We start from the raw sequence: 19,685 nt of genomic DNA on the forward strand, positions 1-19,685 counted from the left end.
CCTTACCGCCCGGCTTCCCGCAGTCCGCGTATGCGCGATCACTTCGAGGTTCGGGACCACGACGCGGCCGGCCGGATCGGCCGGCTGACGGTTCCCCGCGCGGGCGTCACCGTCGAGACGCCGGCGCTGTTGCCGGTCGTCAACCCCAACGTGCTCACGATCGAGCCGCGGCGGATCCGTGAGACGTTCGGCGCGGAACTGTTGATCACCAACTCCTATATCATCCGGAGCACCGACCGGATACGCGACCGGGTGCTGTCCGACGGGCTCCACGAGTTCCTCGGGTTCGACGGCGCGATCATGACCGACTCCGGCTCGTTCCAGCTGGCGGAGTACGGCGACATCGACGTGACGACGGCGGAGATCCTCGAGTTCCAGCGCCGGATCGGGAGCGACATCGCAACGCCGGTCGACGTGCCGACCCCCCCGGACGCGGACCGGGAGCGGGCCGAGCGCGACCTCGAAACGACCCGGACCGCACTCGCGGACGCGGTAGCGGCCGATACGGGAGATATGCTGGTCAACGCGCCGGTCCAGGGGTCGACGTACACGGACCTCCGAGAACAAGCGGGCCGACACGCGGCGGGGACCGACCTCGACGTGTTCCCGGTGGGGGCGATGGTGCCGTTGCTCAACGCCTACCGATACGCCGACGTCGTCGAGGCGGTGACCGCGGCGAAACGGGGGCTCGACCCCGACTGTCCGGTGCACCTGTTCGGCGCTGGCCATCCGATGATGTTGGCGCTCGCCGTCGCCATGGGGTGTGACCTGTTCGACTCCGCGGCGTACGCGCTGATGGCGCGGGACGGCCGGTATCTCACCGTCTCGGGAACGGATCACCTCGCGGAGATGAGCCACTTCCCCTGTTCGTGTCCGGTGTGTGTCGAGCACACGCCGGCCGACCTGCGTGCGGCCGGGGACGACGAGGCGGAGCGGCTGCTCGCCAAACACAACCTCCACGTCACGTTCGAGGAGATCCGTCGGATCAAGGAGGCGATCCGGTCCGGAACGTTGCTGGAGCTCGTCGAGCGCCGCGCACGCGGGCACCCGGCGATGCTCGACGGGTACCGGGCGTTGCTCGACCACGCCGATCAGCTCGAAGCGACCGATCCCGTCTCGAAGGGGACGTTTTTCTATACTTCCCACGAGTCGGCCCGGCGGCCCGAGGTGTCCAGACATCACGACCGGATCGCCCGGCTCACCGTGCCCGAAACCCTGCTCCTCACGGAGTCGAAGCCACCGTCGAGTCACGACTACGACGCGGTGTGGCGCGTGAAACCGCCGTTCGGTCCGTTCCCGCGGGCGCTCTCGGAGACGTACCCGCTCACCGCCGAGACGCCGGAACGGACCGACTGCGCGGCCCAACTCGCGGCGGCCGAGGGCGTTTCCCGACTCGTGGAAGCGAACCCCGACACGGCGGTGACGCTTGGCCACGCAGACTGGGATCCCGCGGCGCTCGCCGTCGTCCCGGATCGGGTGGCGATCGAGGATATCACCGAGCTCGGCCGGTGAGCCGGGGCGCCGCGGCTTATTCCACGTCCGGGTTCGTGTCTCAGTTCACGTCCGCGTTGTCGTCCGAGTCGGTTCCCGCGGGCATCCGCGCGGAGTAGTCCCACGAGTGCAGCCGTTCCGGCTCGATCCGCACGTGGACCTCCTCGCGTTCCGGGCGCAGGAGCCGGTCGCCGAGGTCGTTGTCGGTGCCGCCGAGGTATCGATCCATGAGCGACCGGAGGTACCGCTTGTCGGGGTCCGGACTCACGGTCGCCCTCCCGCGCCCGCGAACGCCTTTATAAGGCGGATCGTTCGTTGACACCTCGAAGGAGACGTGGTCGTCGGATCGGAGGAACGTCACGATGTCGGCGTTCGCGCCGGTCGCACAGTGGACCGCGCCGTCCCACTCGAACCACAGCGACACCAACCACGGGTCATCGGCCGGGGTTCGACAGCCGATCCGGACCGGGATCCGGGCGTCAGCGAGGAATCGGTCAACGGTGTCCCGATCCCAAGGCCCGGTGAGTTTCATACGATCCGTACGGGTGCCGGCGGTCTAAATCCACCGCCGGACGCCCCGCGAAACGCCGAAGCCGATCGGTGCCGTGGCTGACTGGCAAGCGGGTGCCGGACGGGAGGCGTGGGACCACTCGTTTACGGGTTAACCCGCCGGATCCACGCGCCAGGGTCGTCGATCTCGCCGCTCGTGGGGAGGTACTCGGGGCGCTCCCACACCACGCTCGCGGCTTCTACCCCCCGTTCGTCGGCGACACGCTCGAAGAAGGTCGCGCCGCGCTCGTACTGCTGCCGTTTGAGTCCGAGTCCGAGGAGGCGGCTGGCGATCTGCCGGACCGGCCCCCCACCCCCGCGGCGCGCGTCGAGCTTTCGACGGAGGTCGGCGTACTCCTCGTCGAACGCGCGGTCCATCAGCAGCTCGGCGTACCCCTCGACGGCGGTCATCGCGGTCTGTAGCTCCGAAAAGGCCGTGCGGTCGAGCCCCCCGGCGACCAGCTCGTCGACGCCGCGTTCCACGCGCGATTCCAAATACCCCGAGAGCCACGGTGCCGCGCCGAACTCGGCCGCGTGCGTCACCTCATGGAAGGCGATCCACCGACGGAACCGCGGGTATGCGACGTCGAGTTCGGCGGCGACGGCGACGACGTTCGGATGGACGAAGTAGAGCCCGTGGTCGGCGTCCGCGTCGTCCGCGAGCAGGAGCGGGTCGTACTGGCCGAGCACGTTGCGCGCGAGGAAACCGAGGGTGAACGCCATCGACCCGGTGTTTACGACCCGCGAGAGGTCGGGGAGTCGTGCGTTCGTGGCCGCTTCAACCGGACCCATGACGTTGTGGAACGTCGCGAGGTTCGCGTCGATCCAGTGGTGACGGTTCTGTACCTCTATCGTGTCGGGGACATCGAACTCGACGCCGGCGACCGCTCGAAGTCGGGCCCGCGCGTCCTGGACGTCAGCGGCGTACCCCCGACGCTCGGCGGGCGTCAGGTCGAGCGCTCCGGGATCGGTGCTCGCTTTCGCCGCCTCGCCCGCTTTCGCCCAGTCGATCACGCCGGTCCCGGACGCCTCGGAGACCGCGCGAATGCTTCGGAGGAGGTCCATACGGATCACAGGCGTGCCGACCTCAAGTCCCTTGTGTCGGTCGCGCTACGAGTCGTCCGGCTTATTCTGCGAGGCCGTCCAGTTCGGTCGCGTCCTCGAGGTCGTCGCCCAGCAGGCGGGCGACCGCGAACCCGGCCGCCGCGAGCAGTCCGACCAGCAACAGCGCAACTCCGATCGACTTACCCGGGCAGCCCCCGGCGTCGTCGGTCTCGCCTCCGTCGGCCGGGGCAGTCCCCGCACCCGCCCCGCCACCGTCGAGGGGCGTGTCGGCCGCGGCGTCGTCGCTCCCGCCGAGAAGCGTGTTCGGACCGATCCGGATGTCACCGTCGCCGAGGTGGAGTTCGAGCAGCGTGAAGGATTTCTTTGACATATCCGTCAGTTGTCGTTCCGGGCGGTTAACAGTGCCGTCCCTTCCCGGCACTCACCAGTGCGCTCGTCCGCATCCCCCGGGTCATCCGCGCCGTCCGGATCGTCCGTGCCGTCCGGGCCATCCGCGCCGTCCGGATCGTCCGCGCCGTCCGGATCGTCCGTGCCGCCCGCGCCGTTCGGCCTCCTTTGGTGACCGTCGTTCAACGAGGCCGGGACCGCTGGCTTCTTTTTCGATGCCCTGTAGCCACGAACATGGACGACAAACACCGAACGTTCCTCGAAGATCTCCTCGCGACGCCGAGCCCCTCCGGGTTCGAGACGGCAACACAGCGCGTCTGGATCGAGTACGTCAACGCCTTCGCCGACGACGTATTCACCGACGCGTACGGCAACGCCGTCGCCGTCCACGAGGGCGACCCCGACGCGCCGACGATCGCCGTCACGGGACACGGCGACGAGATCGGCTTCATCGTTCGTGACATCCTCGAAGACGGCTTCCTGCGGATCGCGGCCGTCGGCGGCTCCGACCGGACCGTCTCGAAGGGCCAGCACGTGACGGTCCACGCCGACGACCCCGTGCAGGGCGTTATCGGCCAGACCGCGATCCACCTCCGTGATCCGTCCGAAGACGAGTACGAGGAGATCACTGGCCAGTTCGTCGATATCGGCGCCGCCGACGCCACCGAGGCGCGTGAACACGTCGAGGTCGGAGACCCTGTGACCTTCTCCACCGGCCTCCGGGAGCTCGTCGGCGACCGGATCGCGGCCCGTGGGATCGACAACCGAACCGGAACGTGGGCGGCCGCCGAGGGGCTCCGCCGTGCCGCCACCGCCGACGTCGACGCCACTGTGTACGCCGTATCGACGGTCCAAGAGGAGCTCGGCCTGCGCGGCGCGCGGATGGTCGGGTTCGACTTGGACGAGGTCGACGCGTTCGTCGCCGTCGACGTCACGCACGCGACCGACAACCCCGATGTCGACACAGAACATCAAGGCCCCGTCGATCTCGGTGCGGGACCGGTGATCACGCGCGGAAGCGCGAACCATCCCGTGCTGGTCGACGTCGCGCGGGGGGCCGCGGCCGACGCCGGGATCGACGTCCAGCTTCAGGCGGCCGGCTCGCGAACCGGTACCGATGCGGACGCGTTCTACACCGCCCGTGGCGGCGTCCCATCGCTCAACGTCTCGATCCCAAACCGATACATGCACACGCCGGTCGAGGTCGTCGACACGGGGGACCTGGACGCCGTCGCCGACCTCCTCGCCGCGATCGCCGACGCGGCCGGCGACGTGGAGACGTTCGGCGTGAGCCTCTGACCGTTCGGCGCGGCCTTCCGGCTCAACCGCCCGGAAAACGACGGCGTTTCGGCGTCCCGAACGCGACGCTATTCGGCAGCGGGAGCACGGTAAACCGAGACACAGCGGGGTCGAAACGGAACTGTTTTACTTTCGACTGTCATACCCCTGATTGCGTACAACGAGAGGCACGCTCTGGTGGTGTAGTCCGGCCAATCATATTGCCCTCTCACGGCAATGACCTGGGTTCGAATCCCAGCCGGAGCATTTCTTTCCTTCCGCCGTCTTGCGATTTTGGCCTGTGTGAACGAGGTCGAATGACTCAATGCGCAGACCAAACAAATTCGAAGGATTCACACACCCCGACGCTTTCTTGCGATTTCCGGATTTGCCGGACCAATTAGACTCGAAGGATTCAAACGGGGACAGCACAGCGAACGGTACTCCGGAGGCGATGTGGCGATGAACCTCAACGAGTATCCCGTCGTCACCGAGAATTCGGAATCGTACCTGAACCAACGTCAGCTTCTCGATTACCGCGCCGAACGTGAAGAGTGCTTACGCTGGCTTCTCGCGTACGGAAAAGACCCGGACAAAGCGAAAGGGTACGCGAAAGGGACGATCAAACCCCGAGCGTATCGAATGGATCAATTCTACCGCTTCGTTTGGGAGCAAGAAGAGGGGTACACCGCAAACCTCACCCACGACCATGCCGACGCGTGGATGGACCACCTCGCCCACCGAGACGTGAGCGCGGTACACAAAGTCAACTGCCAGAAGTCGGTGAAAATGCTCTACAAGTGGCTCCGTCACGAGCGGGGCATCGGGGAATGGTCGCCAGCCATCACGTTCTCGGCCGACAGCAGCTCGAACCCGCGAGACTATCTGACTCGGGAGGAACGAAGTGCGATCCGTGACGCAGCTCTCGAATACGGGTCGGTGCCGGCATATAACAACCTCACGCCAGCGGAGCGTGAGCGATGGAAGCGGTATCTCGCCCAGCGGTTCGAGAAGCCGAAATCGGAGGTGGTTCCTGATGATTGGGACCGAGCAAACGGGTGGAAGATCGCATCGCTCGTGTGGGTGAGTCTCGACACGGGACTCAGACCGACTGAGGTCAAACGGTCAACGATGTCGTGGATCGATACGGATAACAGTGTGCTCAGGATCCCGAAAGAGGACAGTGCCAAGAACACCGACCACTGGATCGTCGGTCTCAGGGACCGAACCGCAGACATTCTTCAGAACTGGTGTGAAGAGCGGCAGGCGTATCCTGAGTACGACGACACTGATGCGATCTGGCTGACGAGAGAACAGAACCCGTGGGGCGTGTCGGCGCTTCGAGGACTGTTACACCGACTGTGTGATGTCGCCGATATCGAAACTGAAAACCGGCAAATGAGTTGGTATACGATTCGACACTCAGTTGGAACGTACATGACGAGAGAAGAGGACTTGGCTGCGGCACAAGCACAACTCCGTCATAAATCGCCTGAGACGACAATGAAGTACGATCAGACGCCGGTCGAGGACCGACGTGACGCGTTGGACAAAATGGGGTAGACTGGAAATACCCTACATGAGATCTGCCACTTCCTGCTTCAATTCTGGAAGTGGATGGACGTAGCGGTCCGCCGACGCGGTGCTGTTCTGGCGGAGCGCCTCGGCGACAACCCGCAGGTCGTGGTATTCATGGTACACGTAGGTCCCGATGCTATGACGGAACGAGTACCACACTAATTTGCGGCCGCGCTGATTTATTCCTGCATCATCCATCAGGTTGTCAAGAAGATCATTAAGTGTCCCTGAGCTGTAGGGATTCCCCTCGCGGGTGAGCCAAATCTCTTTTCGCCCATCGTACAGTTCTTGGTTCGCACGCTGTTCGAGCCACTTATCGAGCGCGAGAGCCCCCTCTGCCGATAATTCTTGATCCCACGATGAGTCGTTCTTTGGCGCTTTACCTTCGGGAATGTAGATCGTTTGTGCGTCAGGGTCGTACCACTCAACCGCCATTCGCCCAACGATGTCCGGCCGCCAGCCTGCCTCCCGGGCCGTCCGAATCAGCGACGGCACCTTCCAGTCGTTATTGATCGCATCCCAGTCAGCAGGACGCACATCTTCTTTCGGTTTCCCAAGTTCCTGTGCGATGTGTGCTTTCCACCGGTCACGATCTTCAGGAGAGAGATTGTTGTACTTCGGGATCTCCTTGTACCTGAGCGACGTTTCCCAGAGTTGTCGGAGCTCGTCTTTCCGGTACGGGTCAGCGTTGTTCTTCGCCCGGTTGTCAGTAAAGTTGATCTCGGGACTCCACTCAACGTCCCGGAACTCAAACCAGTTTTCCAGCACGTTGCTGATCTTCCGCTTACTACCTTCGCTGTACGGTTCACCCTTCAGCTGGCATAGCGAGTCGTCAGCAAGGCCTTCAATGGCGGCATCCCCATGATCAGCCGTGAATTCAGTGGTCAATTCTTCGTTGTTCCAGGCCCATTTAACGACGCGATGGAAACGAGAGATACGCTCGTTAACGTCGCTGTATCCCCTCTTTTTCTTCGGATTTTTACCCTTTTCGCGCAGGTACTCTGCGAACTCCGCGAGAATGCTGCTGTAAATCTCTCGTTGACGACTGTTCAGCGGCTCGTATTGCGCTGCTGACTTGATCGGCTGTTCGTCGTCCCCCCGGCTACTCATCGTTCACCTCTGTGGGTGCGACCATGGCTCGGGCCGGCAAGCGCTGTTCTTCCGACGGGGCACAGGATACGGATACATTAGGCCCACGTCTCCACGTTTCTACAGGACGACTTCGGTTGTTCATCGATCGAACTGAACCGGCATATGACCCTATTTAAAATAAAACTCTGCCTTCTGAGAGATCTGAGCGACTGCGCGACCGCCGAGACAAGAAACGAAGAAACGTCCATAAAAGCCACTAAACGTGCTTTACGGCCACTAGATGAGTTTTATTGCGAATTTTGTGGTCGGTGGCGCTGAGAGATTCACAAACGGAAATGCCGCCATAGTCGCCTATCGCTGGAATCTTTTGTAATGAGAGTTCCAGAACCACCAGTATACGGCCAATTTCGTCTATCCGTATTGGACGATATGACTACATAGGTCCAAACAGGAGTCCACAGCGAACGACGACTCGTGAGCCTCCGAGAGCGGTGGGAACGGGCAGTTGCTGTCTCGATGGAGACTCAAGCAAGATGGTCGGCAGCACCGTTACAAAACATCCAAAACCGCGGTCAGTGACGACTCCCGTAGGAAAAACCGGATATTTTCCATGCTCAATTCTCTCAAGCCAGCCCAAACCATATTAATGGCTCTCAACAGATTGAAAGTGGAGAATTCGTAGTTTGAAAGTCAGCGAGGATACCGTATTCTGTCTGAATCCGGACGTCCATCCGAGAATTCTCCGTCGAAGAAGCACGTTAGCAGTCCTGGATCACGAGAGCATTCTCTGGTGCGTATCCAACGAGTTGCTCCGCCTGTATGGCGTGTGCGACTTTCACGGCTATCCCCATCCCGACGGGCGTAACGGCCTCTGTTTCGAGCATCGCTTCGAGATCGATACGTTGGACGACATGGCTCGGGGTAAGGCTAGTCCCGACCACGATGATGCAGTCTGGATCAGGGGTCGCTTCGATGAACACAAAGTGTTCGTCGTATCGGTGGAACGCATTGAGGACGGGTCGAAGCTTGTCTCTATGTGGGTCCCACAAGCGACTACACGCGGCGAGTACGCGGTTCAATACGGTCGGATCTACGGTACAGTCGTCCGCAGCGGCACAGACGATGTCCGTATCGATCGGGTGTTCGTTTCGCGGTTCGACAGTCTCGATCTGTTCGTTCGCATCTTGTGAGCTCATTAGTCGTGCCCGCGAGGTCTACCCTCGCGTGAGCAAACGGGCACAACCAGCAGTCACGTTTAAAATTCTGGCTTCAGGCGGGTCCCGGTCGAAGAAGGTACGCTGAAAACCCGACTGTCACAGGCAGTTCCGCGATTTACGACCTCATTCCGTTCAAACGGCTGTGTTGAATCGCTGTAAGGCGTAGAGATTCACTGTTTGACGAAGCGCTTGATGTTATAGACGACACACATCAGCGCGATTTCGCGGAACTCACGGAACCACGACCGCGCTCGCACGGCGAAGCCGAGCTAGCGCTTCACAGCCGAGTTCACGGTTTCGGTCATAGAGCGCTGATTGTAGCGGTTATCGTCGATTCTGGCGTTGTGTGCGTGGTCGTACGGAGCGAAGATGCGGTGCTTGATCAGCGGTCTGATCCCGAGGTCGCGTAATCCTTCACGAAGCGATTGCTTGTCATAGCCTTTATCGGCTGCAAGAGACCGCAGATCGCCCGCGTTCCGGCGGGCGATCTGCTCAGCGAGGTCTGCGTCGCTTCCTTCTCGGTTCGTTGAGCAGTGAACGTCAAGGACAGCCTGAGACGCTGTATCGACGAGTTTCGTGACTTTCAGCTTCTGAACGCGGTAGCTGATTCGCTGGCAGTAGTGGCGGCTGGCTGGTGAGCGGTCGTAGAACGTGGCATCGATCGCGGCGTGTTCAGAGAGTTCGTGCAGCTGCGCCGACTGGCGCAGCAGCACTCGACAGATGCTCATGCTGATCCGGTCGAACGCCTTACACAACGTGGACGGCGCGGGGAGATCGGCCGCGTTGAGGCCGATCTCCCCGGTTATTTGTGGCATCTCTTTGAGCAGGTCGATCGTCATGCGGTACGATGAATCGAGGTAAATCCGCAGACAGTGAAGGGAAACGAGTGCATAGTCGGCGAATCCGCCGCCACCTTCCGGGGCGGCGGATTCGCCTCCATCGCCAGTAACTCTTTGAGCAACCGGTACAACCTCCCCGATGAAGCGGGAGATTTGGGTCATAGACAACCACATCCTCCCGCTTCAACTCCTTTGATTTAGCGGCCTACCTCGCTGCTGTATGGCGATTCAACACAGCCGTTCAAACCGTAGTGAATTCACAGATTGTGATATCTCACTCTGGTCGCCGAGTTACAAACGAATCGTTGCAAGATCCCTCTGTCGGTAGTAGCTCGCGCGCGGATACAACGCGCCACAACGAGGGTGTGGTGTCCCGAGTGAAAATCGGACTGGTGTCCCCACATCAGTGGCTTGTATAGTACTGCACCCTTGTCTTCTACTGAGGAAGATATCTTGAGGTAGGTTACCGGCAATACACAGTACTCAGTCGTCGTGTTCTCAGAATTACAATCTACTGACGTGACACTGAAGACAGCTCCTGTTCCAAGAAGTCTGTTAACTCTTGTAAGTTTGTGCCGCGGAAGTGCTCAGTCAGTGCTCGCATCTCGGGGTCACGCGGGAGAACCGTGCCCTTCCCGTACTCCTCAAATGCTCGCTCGATGACGTGCCGATACGTCTTGCTGGTCGCGTAACCAGCAATCGCGTCGAACTCGGACCCGTACCGTTCGAGATAGTCGACGAGGCGTTCGACTACCAGTTGCTGACGCTCTTTCTCAACACCGGTCAGGACGTATTCGTAGGACATGACCGGGGATTCTCTCTCGAATTCACGAGGGACCGGACCATACATCCCCGATACCGTGACTTTGTGGACATCGTCATTCCACTCCGCTACAGCGTCGGCGACCGCACGGTGCGTTCGAGAGTTCGAGTATGGCTTCGTCTGACTGCAAGGAACGAACAACAGGACACGCTCACCGCCGATCTCGTAGTCATCTCGTTTGAGGACGCTGAAGTCGTCTGGTGTGTGTTCGAGCGATATCTTTCTGCCATCGATGGGAACCCCCACGTCGAGCCGTTGTTGATCCCGATCTTCTCTTTCCGCGACCAGTCGATTGTACCCTCGTTCCTGTAACTCCCTGGCGAGATCATCGTCCCGGACTGTGGCACGCTTCAAAGCGTTGTCAATGTCACTCACACCGTTTCGAGCCATCCGGGCGACGTAGTCTAGGAGTTCGCCGTCGCCACGTTCGATTAGCTCCCGGACGTGGTCCATCTCGTCTTGATAGACGTGGAAATTGTGGTACCCGATCAATGCGTAAAAATCGCTTTTCATAGGGGCCTCATCATCTCCTTGTTTGTACGATTCACTGTTGAACAACGTTGAACGCATCTCATCGAAGCCCTTATCGCGCAAAATCTCACAGGCGGAACAGCAACATCCCCAGTCATCGGGTAGCTCATCGGCGGTGAATTTCGACCAGTCTGCATCCCACCGTGTATTGCGTTTGTCGATATCGAAACCGAACTCTCCTAAGTCGTGGTCGTCTGAGTTCGGGTCTCGGACGATTGCGTCCTCGGAGACATCGAGTTCCCGATTGATGAATTTCTGGAATTGTGCGGCTCGGACATAGCTAGACGAATCGAACGAGTCCGCTCCGAGCAGTGCCAGTAGCGCGGTGAATTTTCCGCTTATTCCGAATAAATGGAGCCCAAGGTCGTCAATCCTGTCCTCTGGAATCGCGTCTTTTGCCCCTTGAACGATGTCGACGAGCATCTCAACGTTGGTCCGTAGTGGAACCAGCGATCCGATAGCGAACCCTTCGAAGGACTTGTCGAGGTGTTCCGCTCGATCAAGAAACGTCCCGACATACCAGTTGATCGTCTCGTAATCGTGACCGTGGATGGCTACGTACACGGCCGGCGGATCCTCTTCGTCCTCCAGCAGTTCCAGACAGCGTATCGCACTGTCGATGCTGTCCTCCATTCGCTGGGTCTTCTCCTCCTCGTTCAGGTTCGGTGGAATAGGGTAGTCGAGAGTTGCGATGATGTCGGCACCGTAATCGAGCTGAAGGTCGAGGATGCTCTCCGGGTTCGTATAGATCGACCAGTTGTTCTGGTCTCCCCCCTCCTCTGGGAGAGCTCCGAATGTGTCGGAGTTGAGGAGCTTGAAACCACCCGAGTCGACGAACAGGGGTTTAGTGAAGTCGTCCGGACGGTCGTGATGTGGCTTGACCGGTTCGTGATCAGTGAAGTGCTCGTGAAGAGACTGCTCACGCCAGAATTCCAGGGTCTCTGGTGTGAGATTGAAATCGAGGAAACTCATCGCCTGGAACATCGCTCCCTGGAACTCCGGTTCACCGAAGAGATGGTTCCGCAATCTGCTCCAGATACCGCCCGACCTCACCGTAGGGCCGCCGATGAAGTTGACAACGGGGAAGAACGCGGGAGTCTCGACGTCGCCGCGGGAGGTATGGATCGTCCCGCGACGAGCGTTCCCGGCGTCATCGGAAAAACCGGTCTCGAACGATGCCATTCTCTGCTCCAGCTTTTGCGATGGGTGGTGATAAACTCGGCCGTTACGTGGCCGTATCAGAATCGTTCACAGGGGGTTGACGAGCTAGAACCGATCTCTGACCCGAACCACGTGTATATTCTGTTGATGACCGTTCTCGTAGGTGAGCCGGCCGGTGTCGAGATCAAACGAAACGTCACCACCGTGGTATCCGTGGCGTTCGAGCTCACTGAGCTGGTCCCGATCGCCGTAAGACCAGCAGACGATCTTGTCGACACTCTCTAACGGCTTGTCCGCGTTGAAGTGGTCGGTGAGCCGGTGATGGATGGAACTCGCGTAGATTGCGTCTCCTTGCCTGACGAGCGCATCTACCTCCGACTCGGGATCGTAATCCTCGACGACGATCTCTGGGCTCGCTCCCTCACGGTTGGACCGTTCGAGACCTAAGACGACTTCAAACTCGTTCGATGGGGAGAACCGCTCTCGTTCGCCAATCCGCTCTTCGCGTTCCTCTACGGATGACCGCTGTGATTCGGCTCTCCGGCTGAGCTTCGCCCTGCGTCGTTGCTCCAAGTAATCTTTGAACCAGGGATCCGAGGCGACCTTCGAGAGATAGTGACTCAGCTCTTCCTCGATCGCTTGGTACACCGGGCTCGACTTGTTCCGGACCTTCTCGCGGTTCGCAGATAGTTCGATGTCCAGACAGTTGGCGATGAAGAAGAAGTGGAGGAACTCGTTGTCGTGGGAGATGGCCTCGTTGAGTCGTTCGACCTTGATATGGTTCTTCGCCAGCCAAACGCCGAACTGCGCGGAGTGCTTACCGTACGTCGGCAGCTCGTTCCGAGCATCCTTTCCCCCGACCATTCCGACCACTTGAACCGTCGTCTCGCCGCCTTCCTCCATCTCCACCGAGAACTCACGCGGTGGGTAGTGTTTGCACATCCGCGACTCGGGGAACTTCCCATCGCCCGGTTCGAGCTGTTCTGGGGGGAACTCCAGCTTGTTGTTCGTGACGAGTTCGTCCCTAGTATCGTCGATTTTGTCACCGAGCCGGACGGTGATCTCCATTTCGTGGAAGTCATCTACGAAGAAGTGCGCCGTCGAGCCCGCGAGCGTCTTCCATTTGAGGTAGTGCTCGATCTTGTTGTAAGTGAGCGACGTCGGAGAGAACCCACGTCCAGATTTAAATCCCGTTATCTGGATCCGAGTCCCTGAGTTCCCTTCCTTGACCGATCGCTCGCTCACCTCGTATTCAGGCATGGTCCGGTCGTTGAGTTTCTCCCAAGGCCGATCCATCTGCGCGCGGAGGTTGGTCCCACCCTTGGCGGTATTGACCAGCACTCGTTCGCTCTTGTAGAAGATTTTCGTTCCGTGTCCCTTGTACCCGATGGACCCGTCGTCTCTCCCCCGCTTCGTGGAATTTCCAAGGTCGAAGAACGACTCCAAGTCCTGGTGATCCATCCCCTCTCCGTTGTCATCGATGATGATTTCGGAGCCGATAGGTCGGTCTCGGATCGTAATCTCGACTTCAGTCGCGCCCGCATCGTAACTGTTCGATAGCGATTCCCGGATCACTTCGAGCGGGTCCTCGAAGTCGCTCGCAATTTCCAGAAACTCGTTCACTTCATTGACTTTCGGCGTTCTTGTCGTCGTCATGTTAAAAGTATCCTCCGAGTGACTCGTTCACCACACGGTGAGCGTGCTGTTGCATCGACTGCTGTCGGCCGAGAGACTGTTCGATGTACTTGATCAAGCCGTCTGTTCCAGGCTCCTGAATCGCCGTTCTGATCTTCTCAACCTCGCGCTTCTGGATGATCAGATTGTGCATGGCCACGGCACCGAGCTTGTCCTTCTGGTACTCTGCGTCCCCCTCCATGCGGCGTACTAACTCAGGATCGCTACACACCGGGCAATCACAGCGCGAGAAGTTTGCGTCATCGACTGGCTCGGAACTGTATAACGACGTACAGTACTTGCCGTTGATCGCCGAGTGGATGTACGACGAAGAGTCGAAGGTGTCCGCACCTACGGCCGCGAGGAGGGGAATCGCACTAGACGAGATACCCAGCACGTGAAGCGGGAGATCGTCGAATCCCCAGTCGTTCAGCACGTCACGACAATCGCTGACGGCAGTGATGAGTTTTCCCTTGTTGTCTTTGAGTGGGACCAGACTGCCGAGCGCCACTCCGTCGAACTCTCGGTGGACTCGATCTCGGCCGATGATTGAGTCGACCTCTTCGAGGAACGTGTCGAGCATCGAGTAATTGTACCCGTGGAGGGTCAGGTAGCGCGTGTGCCGACCTCCGTCGGTCAGGTCGAGAAACTCCGCGACGTTCTCTGCGGTCAGTCGGGCCTTCTCCACGCGTTCTTGGTAGGAGTCGTCCGGAGAGATCGGGCGGTCAAGGTTGACGACTAAGTCCCCGCCGAGCTTCCGTTGGATGTCGAAAATCGCTTCCTGATCAACCTCCACCTCGAAGTCACTCCCGTCGAGCTTCCGATCGCCGAGAAATTTGAATCCCCCTGAATCGACGAACAGCGTTCCGTCGAAGTCGAAGACGTCTCGTTGCTTTATTGGTGCCTCAACGTAGTCCTCGTACCGCTCACGGGAGATTCCGTAGTCGGTCAGCGAGGCGACCGAAGTCATCACTCCGTCGAAGTATTGGCCGTAATCTCCGCCGTTCACCGCTTGGTCTCCGTTAATGAATTCCTTGATCGTCCGGTGGATGCCGCCGCCGTAGAGGCTGGAATCAGTGCCCCCGGCGTAGAAGTTCACTACTGGAAGCAAGTTCGGGGTTTCCAACTGAGTGCCGTTGATCCGGATCACGCCGCTTCGAGCGTCTCCGGCCTCGTCAGTGATCTCGAACTGTCCGTCGTCGAAGCGCTGTGATCCGGTCCGCGACATCAGCTTATCACCGTCGGGACGGCGTCCGACCGCACGAACTGCTTCAGCTTTTTCCCCTTCGACCCGATTCCCCTCCCTTCGATTGTCGACACGTCGACATCGTTCTGCTCGGATAGGTTCCCTATTGCTCGTAAGTACTCTTTCCCGAGGTTCAGAACGATCTGGCCATATCCTTCTTTCTCGACACGTTTGTGAATCTCGTCTGTTACCGATTCACGGAGCTCCTTAGCGCGCGCGGTGGTCATACGTCGATCATACGTAGTTATGGCTTCCTCAGCGTCGATGAGGCCGTATTTCGCGGATAGAATACAGATGTCGACGTCGCGTCTCAACGACTCCTCTCGTATCGCTTTTTTGAGTATTCTGAAAAAGTACCCGTCGTAGACATCTAGTGCTCGTGTCGGCTCCGTCACTTGGTTCTTTGTGGCCGAACAGGACTGTACCAGCAGAGTTGGCATTGAAGGTCTATCCTACGCGGGAGACCTAAAAACTTCCCACCGACTGGGCTAACGCCCGGCCCGAGAAGCACATTTACTCATCAAGCTCCCAGAGAAGAGCATTTCCCACCTTTCGACTGGTTATTTCACCGTCGTCCTCCAAGGCCTGTAGTTTCAAGTAAGCCGTACGCCTGTCACAGCCGACGTAATCCGAAACGTCGGTTGTTCCAGACGGTCCGAGTTCATCGAGAGCGTCGAGGAAGTCCTCCAGAGGATACTCCTCAGTAAACTTTCCGTCGTCCTCGTTACGCTCTCTGTTCGCCATGTCGTGTGTTCCGAAGGGATGTCACAAATCGTTATTGGGTCACTATCCATTAGACGAATAGCCAAAGGCTTATACCAATAGATGCTTGACTAATGGATGTGGCGGGCAGAGACACCCGCCGAGAATTCAAATACGAGAACGAATCATTGACCGACCCAACCACGATTGGACGGAGAACGACAAACGATGATAAAAAAGACAGAAATCGACGAGGTCGAGTACGATGCCAACTAATATGAATCAAAACGAACGATATGATCGTCCTCAATTGGACACTGGGTGGACGGGGGTGAACAGAACGGTGGGTGGGCGTACCCCCAGCGGTAGAGAGCTGCCTACATCACCACGTCGGCATCGGGAACGTGTACCGCTTGATGCGGTCTCGCCCCCGAGATACGGTGACGGTCGTGGTGGACTGTCGCCGCCGCTCGGTCAGTGGTGTGGTAGGAGTGGAGGTTCCATCGCATGTGCGGACGATGTCCGTGGTGGGGCATCGTCCGTGTCTTCCCTTTTCAGGAAACATACAGAGTGCGGACAATACGCGAAGACTCGTTGCTCGGAGTATTTCACACTCTCCGAAGTCACACACGGGTGCGGGAGTCGTAGCGTTGTAGTCGCGTCGAGTTCGCAAGGTACGCTCGTCGTGGACCGGCCGAACGACGTGGTCAGTTCGGAGACAGCGCCGAAACAGAAAATACGTATAGGGACGATTGCACCGTGAATTAATCCAGTAAAGCGCAAGAGGCAATCTCCGAACTCGCGCGAGGTAGCACAGGTCGTCGAAAGGGGCTGAAATATGGCTCATGTTCGGCTGAAGTCACTGACGACAATCATTCACGATACATGAGAGATGACCCAAAATCACGCCGAGGTACGGAGCGATGAATGTTGACAAGTACCCGCTGGACATCAACGAGTACCGGACGGCAGGGATGGAATCAGACCGGCACTTGTGGGCCAAGGCCGAGTTCGACCGTCGTCGACAACATCGGGAGGACCCTGAGTTCGACGGGGAATATAGATTTGAGAAAAAGGTCGCTGATAGAGTCCCCGATGTCCACGTCCTCAGTCCGACCGTGAATCGATGGATCGAGTTCGTCGACGGATCCGATCAGGAGTACAGAGCCAAGACCAGGGAGGCGCTTCGTCTCGGGTTCGTGATCCACTGGGTCTTCCACATCAATCGCGGTGAGCAGCGAGCTGAGGCGCGTCGAGCCCTCGACGAGGAGCTACGCGGGCCGTTCACGTTCGGATCGTTCGACGAGGCGGGAGGTATGCTCGACCTGGGTGACCCGATTACGTATCGTAACTTCGACTTCGCTGTCGAGAGCATGGACGAGTTCCGTGTCGACGAGATACTCGGTTACCGCTCTGGCTCAGCCGGAATCAAAACCATTGACGGAGTGGGGTTCGAGATCGGTGTATTCGACTTGGGAGGGTATCAGTGTCGGTTAGAGGTGCTCGGTCGTGATGGTGAATTGTTCCGTTCCGTTCCTGTAGGGGAAGCCTCAGAAGGTACTCCCTGGGGGTTTCCGTCGGTAGATGGGATTGAACGGCTCGTTGAAGCTGGAAAGGTGACGCGTATTGGGCCTGTTGGGTAGGAAGTCTCTTTCGTGAATGTCGCTCTTACCGTACCACCTAATCCACAACCAAATCTGGGAGAAGATATGAATCTTGACACGGCGTCGGTGCTGAACACTCAGTACTCGGGAGGGTCAAAGACCAGAAACCACACATGGAATCGAAACAGGATTGATGATTCAAGACTCTCAGATCCTACACAATGGGTGAATTCGCTGATGACGTGGTTGCTCGTCTGAAAAACGGGCTCGTACGAGAGAAGAGCGCCTACAATTGGAAATCTGAATACGGAATCTCTGGTACTCCTGTTGATCTAGCCGGAGTAAGCGCTGACAGCACGGTTCTGATCGAGCTGGAATGGCGGCGCGCGGACCCGGCAGACAACACGGCGAAGATATTTCGCCACCTCAGCGACTCTGAATCGATGAAAAACGTGACCGTAGTGCAACTATTCACCCATCATTACGATCTGGTATCGGGAGGTATCTCTTCAAAACGCAAAAACGCTGAGTTCGTCGGTAGAGTAGCAGCAGAGTCTTTGGACGAACTGAATTACTGCCCAATAGGATTTGGCATAGATCCTCCGAAATCCGGAGAAGAAAGACCACCTGGATGGAAAGAGAAGACCGACGCCATGACCATGGAGTTGGCATCCATTGTCGGATGAATTTTTGCCGGTCACGGTCAATACAACGCACGTATGTGTCACAGGGGACTCGCCATCTCACAGATGGGCCGACTTGATCAGGACAATTGCACGGTATTGCGCATATTTTAAATACATGAAAATCGAACCTCATTCCATGAAAGAACGAAGAAATTATTTAATCGCTGTTGGCGGTTTAGCTGGTCTCGCAGGATGTGCATCTTCAGATCCTGAGTCTGAGGAAGAGGAAGAGGAAAGTCCTGAGGAAGAGGAAGAACACCAACCAATTGAGCTGGTGGAAAGTTGGACGTTTGAATCAGAAAATACAATCAGTTCGGTACCTGCGAGTGATGGTGACTCTGTTTTTGCTTATAGTGACGATAACAGAATATATTGCATTGACCTTTCATCAGGTGATGAATTATGGAATTTTCAGTTTGATGATCTCCCGGTGAGTACATACACACCTACAGTAGGCGATGATCATGTGTTCACAACTTACGACAGTGGTAGTCGCTCCGTGTATGCATTGGATAAATCCGATGGCTCAATAATTTGGGAACAGGATGACCTAAGAAGAGCCCACGTCTTCACTGAAAACGGCCTATTCACATCTTACGGGGGGATAAAATCAATTGATCCAGAGTCTGGGGAAATTGAATGGGAATATGAGGCTTCTTTTTATGGAAGTCCACCAGTGGCAGACAATAATTACGTAATTGGTGTCGGGAGTACTGAAATATATGCAGTCGATCAGGCAGATGGTGGAGAGCAGTGGAACCATCAGCCTCCTGGCGATATCAGTTCCGAGAGTTTAAATATTCTTGATGACTTTGCTGTCTTCTCTGCTGATGATGAAAGAATTCATCTATTAGATATTGAAACTGGGGACGTTGAAAGGCAGATATCAACAGATGGGAGAGCAGAAGTTTCAGTAATTGATGGAGATCTGTATTATCAAGATGGGAATGGACTTCATCTATACGACTATTCAATTGATGAGGATTTGTGGACGACAACGGAACGTCCGGCAGGCAGAGGTAATCTTCCTAACCAATACGCGAATGGTGAATTAATCGTTGCCGCATCATTAGGTGGTGTTGTACATGTGGACCGAGATTCAGGAGAGGTATCGGAGTTATTAGATGCAGAACTACCTACTAACGTCGGCCACGCCGTGGCCTCTGATCATATATTAATACCAGATGACAATCGATCACTCCATGCATATACAATTGATTTCTGAAAATTATGAATTAACAGACAAAACTTGAGTAACTGTCCGTGTGGATACCCCGCTATATCTCACACGGCTATCGAAACCTCCTGCTGAATTGGTTAAATCCTCTGCGGTCAATACAGGGGTGTTGGAAAAAATAAATACTATTAAAACAATAAATACGACAAGACATTATGATCAATGATGAATATGCACAGGAGGTCGAATTGGCCTGTAAAGAGTTAGTTCAAGAAGGGAAGAATCCGGTTCGTGCCGGGGAGATAGCTGAAACCGCCGGTATTGATGATAGCTCCAAATTGGGGATGCAACTTACATTCGGTGTGATAGAGTTTGATGATATTGAGTATGAAGTAATTAGACACGAAGACGAGAGCGTATCTAACGAATATCGTATTCGTCGATGAGTGTGTCCAAATAATACCACTTTCAAGCTATTTAGCTGTTCGAGATACGCGGACTCCATCTTGCACGGTTCTTAGAAAGCGGATCAGAATCGGCAGATCTAGCAGCGTTCAATAAGCACTCTTCAGGGAACAGCTGTTT

General features: G+C 57.4%; 18 protein-coding genes, 1 tRNA gene and 1 pseudogene. 8 read left to right on the forward strand and 12 right to left on the reverse strand.

All coding sequences use genetic code 11. The features are described 5' to 3' along the window. Positions 1–30 precede the first annotated feature (30 nt). Positions 31–1,512: a tRNA guanosine(15) transglycosylase TgtA gene (gene tgtA, locus ACZ5TV_RS01820; RefSeq protein ID WP_379782441.1), complete on the forward strand. Its 1,482-nt coding sequence runs from the start codon at positions 31–33 to the stop codon at positions 1,510–1,512. Between the two features lie 40 nt (positions 1,513–1,552). On the opposite strand, the gene ACZ5TV_RS01825 is transcribed toward tgtA, so the two are convergent. The 4 genes from ACZ5TV_RS01825 to ACZ5TV_RS01840 all read right to left on the reverse strand — a co-directional run bounded on the left by ACZ5TV_RS01825 (position 1,553) and on the right by ACZ5TV_RS01840 (position 3,678). Beyond that, positions 1,553–2,023 (reverse strand): pyridoxamine 5'-phosphate oxidase family protein, encoded by a 471-nt coding sequence (locus ACZ5TV_RS01825; RefSeq protein ID WP_379782443.1) that lies wholly within the window; start codon positions 2,021–2,023, stop codon positions 1,553–1,555. Between the two features lie 122 nt (positions 2,024–2,145). Next, on the reverse strand, positions 2,146–3,105 hold the full coding sequence (locus ACZ5TV_RS01830; RefSeq protein WP_379782445.1) for a zinc-dependent metalloprotease: 960 nt from the start codon (positions 3,103–3,105) through the stop codon (positions 2,146–2,148). A gap of 61 nt (positions 3,106–3,166) precedes the next feature. Then, complete coding sequence (locus ACZ5TV_RS01835) at positions 3,167–3,475, reverse strand: hypothetical protein (RefSeq protein WP_464384056.1); 309 nt, start codon at positions 3,473–3,475, stop codon at positions 3,167–3,169. A gap of 5 nt (positions 3,476–3,480) precedes the next feature. Beyond that, a complete protein-coding gene (locus ACZ5TV_RS01840) occupies positions 3,481–3,678 on the reverse strand; it encodes a hypothetical protein (protein ID WP_379783911.1) in 198 nt (65 codons plus the stop codon). 48 nt (positions 3,679–3,726) lie between these two features. Here ACZ5TV_RS01840 and ACZ5TV_RS01845 point away from each other — a divergent pair, with 48 nt between their 5' ends. The 3 genes from ACZ5TV_RS01845 (at position 3,727) to ACZ5TV_RS01855 (ending at position 6,333) form a co-directional block, all read left to right on the forward strand. Then, entirely contained in the window at positions 3,727–4,791 is a 1,065-nt protein-coding gene (locus ACZ5TV_RS01845) for a zinc-binding metallopeptidase family protein (protein ID WP_464384057.1), read from the forward strand. A 171-nt stretch (positions 4,792–4,962) separates the two neighbouring features. After that, positions 4,963–5,037, forward strand: a tRNA-Glu gene (locus ACZ5TV_RS01850). Positions 5,038–5,232: 195 nt separating this feature from the next. Next, positions 5,233–6,333 (forward strand): tyrosine-type recombinase/integrase, encoded by a 1,101-nt coding sequence (locus tag ACZ5TV_RS01855; RefSeq protein WP_379778197.1) that lies wholly within the window; start codon positions 5,233–5,235, stop codon positions 6,331–6,333. Positions 6,334–6,345: 12 nt separating this feature from the next. Here the strand turns inward: ACZ5TV_RS01855 and ACZ5TV_RS01860 are convergent, their stop codons facing one another. The 8 genes and pseudogenes from ACZ5TV_RS01860 to ACZ5TV_RS01895 all read right to left on the reverse strand — a co-directional run bounded on the left by ACZ5TV_RS01860 (position 6,346) and on the right by ACZ5TV_RS01895 (position 15,675). After that, on the reverse strand, positions 6,346–7,458 hold the full coding sequence (locus ACZ5TV_RS01860) for a tyrosine-type recombinase/integrase (RefSeq protein ID WP_379778195.1): 1,113 nt from the start codon (positions 7,456–7,458) through the stop codon (positions 6,346–6,348). Positions 7,459–8,198: 740 nt separating this feature from the next. Next, positions 8,199–8,636 (reverse strand): hypothetical protein, encoded by a 438-nt coding sequence (locus ACZ5TV_RS01865; protein ID WP_379778193.1) that lies wholly within the window; start codon positions 8,634–8,636, stop codon positions 8,199–8,201. A 191-nt stretch (positions 8,637–8,827) separates the two neighbouring features. Then, a pseudogene (locus ACZ5TV_RS01870) lies at positions 8,828–9,658 on the reverse strand (IS5 family transposase). A gap of 349 nt (positions 9,659–10,007) precedes the next feature. Next, positions 10,008–12,032 carry a tRNA-guanine transglycosylase gene (locus ACZ5TV_RS01875; protein WP_379778191.1) on the reverse strand — a complete coding sequence of 675 codons (2,025 nt, stop codon included), beginning with the start codon at positions 12,030–12,032 and terminating at the stop codon, positions 10,008–10,010. 84 nt (positions 12,033–12,116) lie between these two features. Then, positions 12,117–13,586: an ATP-binding protein gene (locus ACZ5TV_RS01880; protein ID WP_464384058.1), complete on the reverse strand. Its 1,470-nt coding sequence runs from the start codon at positions 13,584–13,586 to the stop codon at positions 12,117–12,119. An 82-nt stretch (positions 13,587–13,668) separates the two neighbouring features. Then, entirely contained in the window at positions 13,669–14,913 is a 1,245-nt protein-coding gene (locus tag ACZ5TV_RS01885) for a tRNA-guanine transglycosylase (RefSeq protein ID WP_379778187.1), read from the reverse strand. Continuing rightward, positions 14,913–15,371, reverse strand: coding sequence for a DUF6884 domain-containing protein (locus ACZ5TV_RS01890; RefSeq protein WP_379778185.1), 459 nt, complete (start codon positions 15,369–15,371; stop codon positions 14,913–14,915). The genes ACZ5TV_RS01885 and ACZ5TV_RS01890 overlap by 1 nt, the downstream gene beginning before the upstream one ends. A 73-nt stretch (positions 15,372–15,444) precedes the next feature. After that, entirely contained in the window at positions 15,445–15,675 is a 231-nt protein-coding gene (locus ACZ5TV_RS01895; RefSeq protein ID WP_379778183.1) for a transcriptional regulator, read from the reverse strand. A gap of 881 nt (positions 15,676–16,556) precedes the next feature. On the opposite strand from ACZ5TV_RS01895, the gene ACZ5TV_RS01900 reads away from it, so the two are divergent. From ACZ5TV_RS01900 to ACZ5TV_RS01915, 4 genes are all read left to right on the forward strand, one after another. Further along, positions 16,557–17,276, forward strand: coding sequence for a hypothetical protein (locus ACZ5TV_RS01900; protein WP_379778181.1), 720 nt, complete (start codon positions 16,557–16,559; stop codon positions 17,274–17,276). A 182-nt stretch (positions 17,277–17,458) separates the two neighbouring features. Beyond that, a complete protein-coding gene (locus ACZ5TV_RS01905) occupies positions 17,459–17,923 on the forward strand; it encodes a hypothetical protein (RefSeq protein ID WP_379778179.1) in 465 nt (154 codons plus the stop codon). A 136-nt stretch (positions 17,924–18,059) separates the two neighbouring features. Then, positions 18,060–19,148 carry an outer membrane protein assembly factor BamB family protein gene (locus ACZ5TV_RS01910; protein ID WP_379778177.1) on the forward strand — a complete coding sequence of 363 codons (1,089 nt, stop codon included), beginning with the start codon at positions 18,060–18,062 and terminating at the stop codon, positions 19,146–19,148. Between the two features lie 167 nt (positions 19,149–19,315). Continuing rightward, on the forward strand, positions 19,316–19,546 hold the full coding sequence (locus tag ACZ5TV_RS01915; RefSeq protein ID WP_379778176.1) for a hypothetical protein: 231 nt from the start codon (positions 19,316–19,318) through the stop codon (positions 19,544–19,546). The last annotated feature ends 139 nt before the right edge of the window (positions 19,547–19,685 follow it).

Source organism: Halorubrum tibetense (assembly GCF_055396225.1).

What these genes read in the sequence shown, in the direction of transcription:
- ACZ5TV_RS01900 (WP_379778181.1), top strand. Translation starts at nt 16,557, where the DNA reads ATGAATGTTGACAAGTACCCGCTGGACATCAACGAGTACCGGACGGCA.
- ACZ5TV_RS01915 (WP_379778176.1), top strand. Translation starts at nt 19,316, where the DNA reads ATGATCAATGATGAATATGCACAGGAGGTCGAATTGGCCTGTAAAGAG.
- ACZ5TV_RS01835 (WP_464384056.1), bottom strand. Translation starts at nt 3,475, where the DNA reads ATGTCAAAGAAATCCTTCACGCTGCTCGAACTCCACCTCGGCGACGGT.
- ACZ5TV_RS01860 (WP_379778195.1), bottom strand. Translation starts at nt 7,458, where the DNA reads ATGAGTAGCCGGGGGGACGACGAACAGCCGATCAAGTCAGCAGCGCAA.
- tgtA (WP_379782441.1), top strand. Translation starts at nt 31, where the DNA reads ATGCGCGATCACTTCGAGGTTCGGGACCACGACGCGGCCGGCCGGATC.
- ACZ5TV_RS01845 (WP_464384057.1), top strand. Translation starts at nt 3,727, where the DNA reads ATGGACGACAAACACCGAACGTTCCTCGAAGATCTCCTCGCGACGCCG.
- ACZ5TV_RS01910 (WP_379778177.1), top strand. Translation starts at nt 18,060, where the DNA reads ATGAAAGAACGAAGAAATTATTTAATCGCTGTTGGCGGTTTAGCTGGT.
- ACZ5TV_RS01830 (WP_379782445.1), bottom strand. Translation starts at nt 3,105, where the DNA reads ATGGACCTCCTCCGAAGCATTCGCGCGGTCTCCGAGGCGTCCGGGACC.
- ACZ5TV_RS01895 (WP_379778183.1), bottom strand. Translation starts at nt 15,675, where the DNA reads ATGGCGAACAGAGAGCGTAACGAGGACGACGGAAAGTTTACTGAGGAG.
- ACZ5TV_RS01865 (WP_379778193.1), bottom strand. Translation starts at nt 8,636, where the DNA reads ATGAGCTCACAAGATGCGAACGAACAGATCGAGACTGTCGAACCGCGA.
- ACZ5TV_RS01875 (WP_379778191.1), bottom strand. Translation starts at nt 12,032, where the DNA reads ATGGCATCGTTCGAGACCGGTTTTTCCGATGACGCCGGGAACGCTCGT.
- ACZ5TV_RS01825 (WP_379782443.1), bottom strand. Translation starts at nt 2,023, where the DNA reads ATGAAACTCACCGGGCCTTGGGATCGGGACACCGTTGACCGATTCCTC.
- ACZ5TV_RS01905 (WP_379778179.1), top strand. Translation starts at nt 17,459, where the DNA reads ATGGGTGAATTCGCTGATGACGTGGTTGCTCGTCTGAAAAACGGGCTC.
- ACZ5TV_RS01890 (WP_379778185.1), bottom strand. Translation starts at nt 15,371, where the DNA reads ATGCCAACTCTGCTGGTACAGTCCTGTTCGGCCACAAAGAACCAAGTG.
- ACZ5TV_RS01885 (WP_379778187.1), bottom strand. Translation starts at nt 14,913, where the DNA reads ATGTCGCGGACCGGATCACAGCGCTTCGACGACGGACAGTTCGAGATC.
- ACZ5TV_RS01855 (WP_379778197.1), top strand. Translation starts at nt 5,233, where the DNA reads ATGAACCTCAACGAGTATCCCGTCGTCACCGAGAATTCGGAATCGTAC.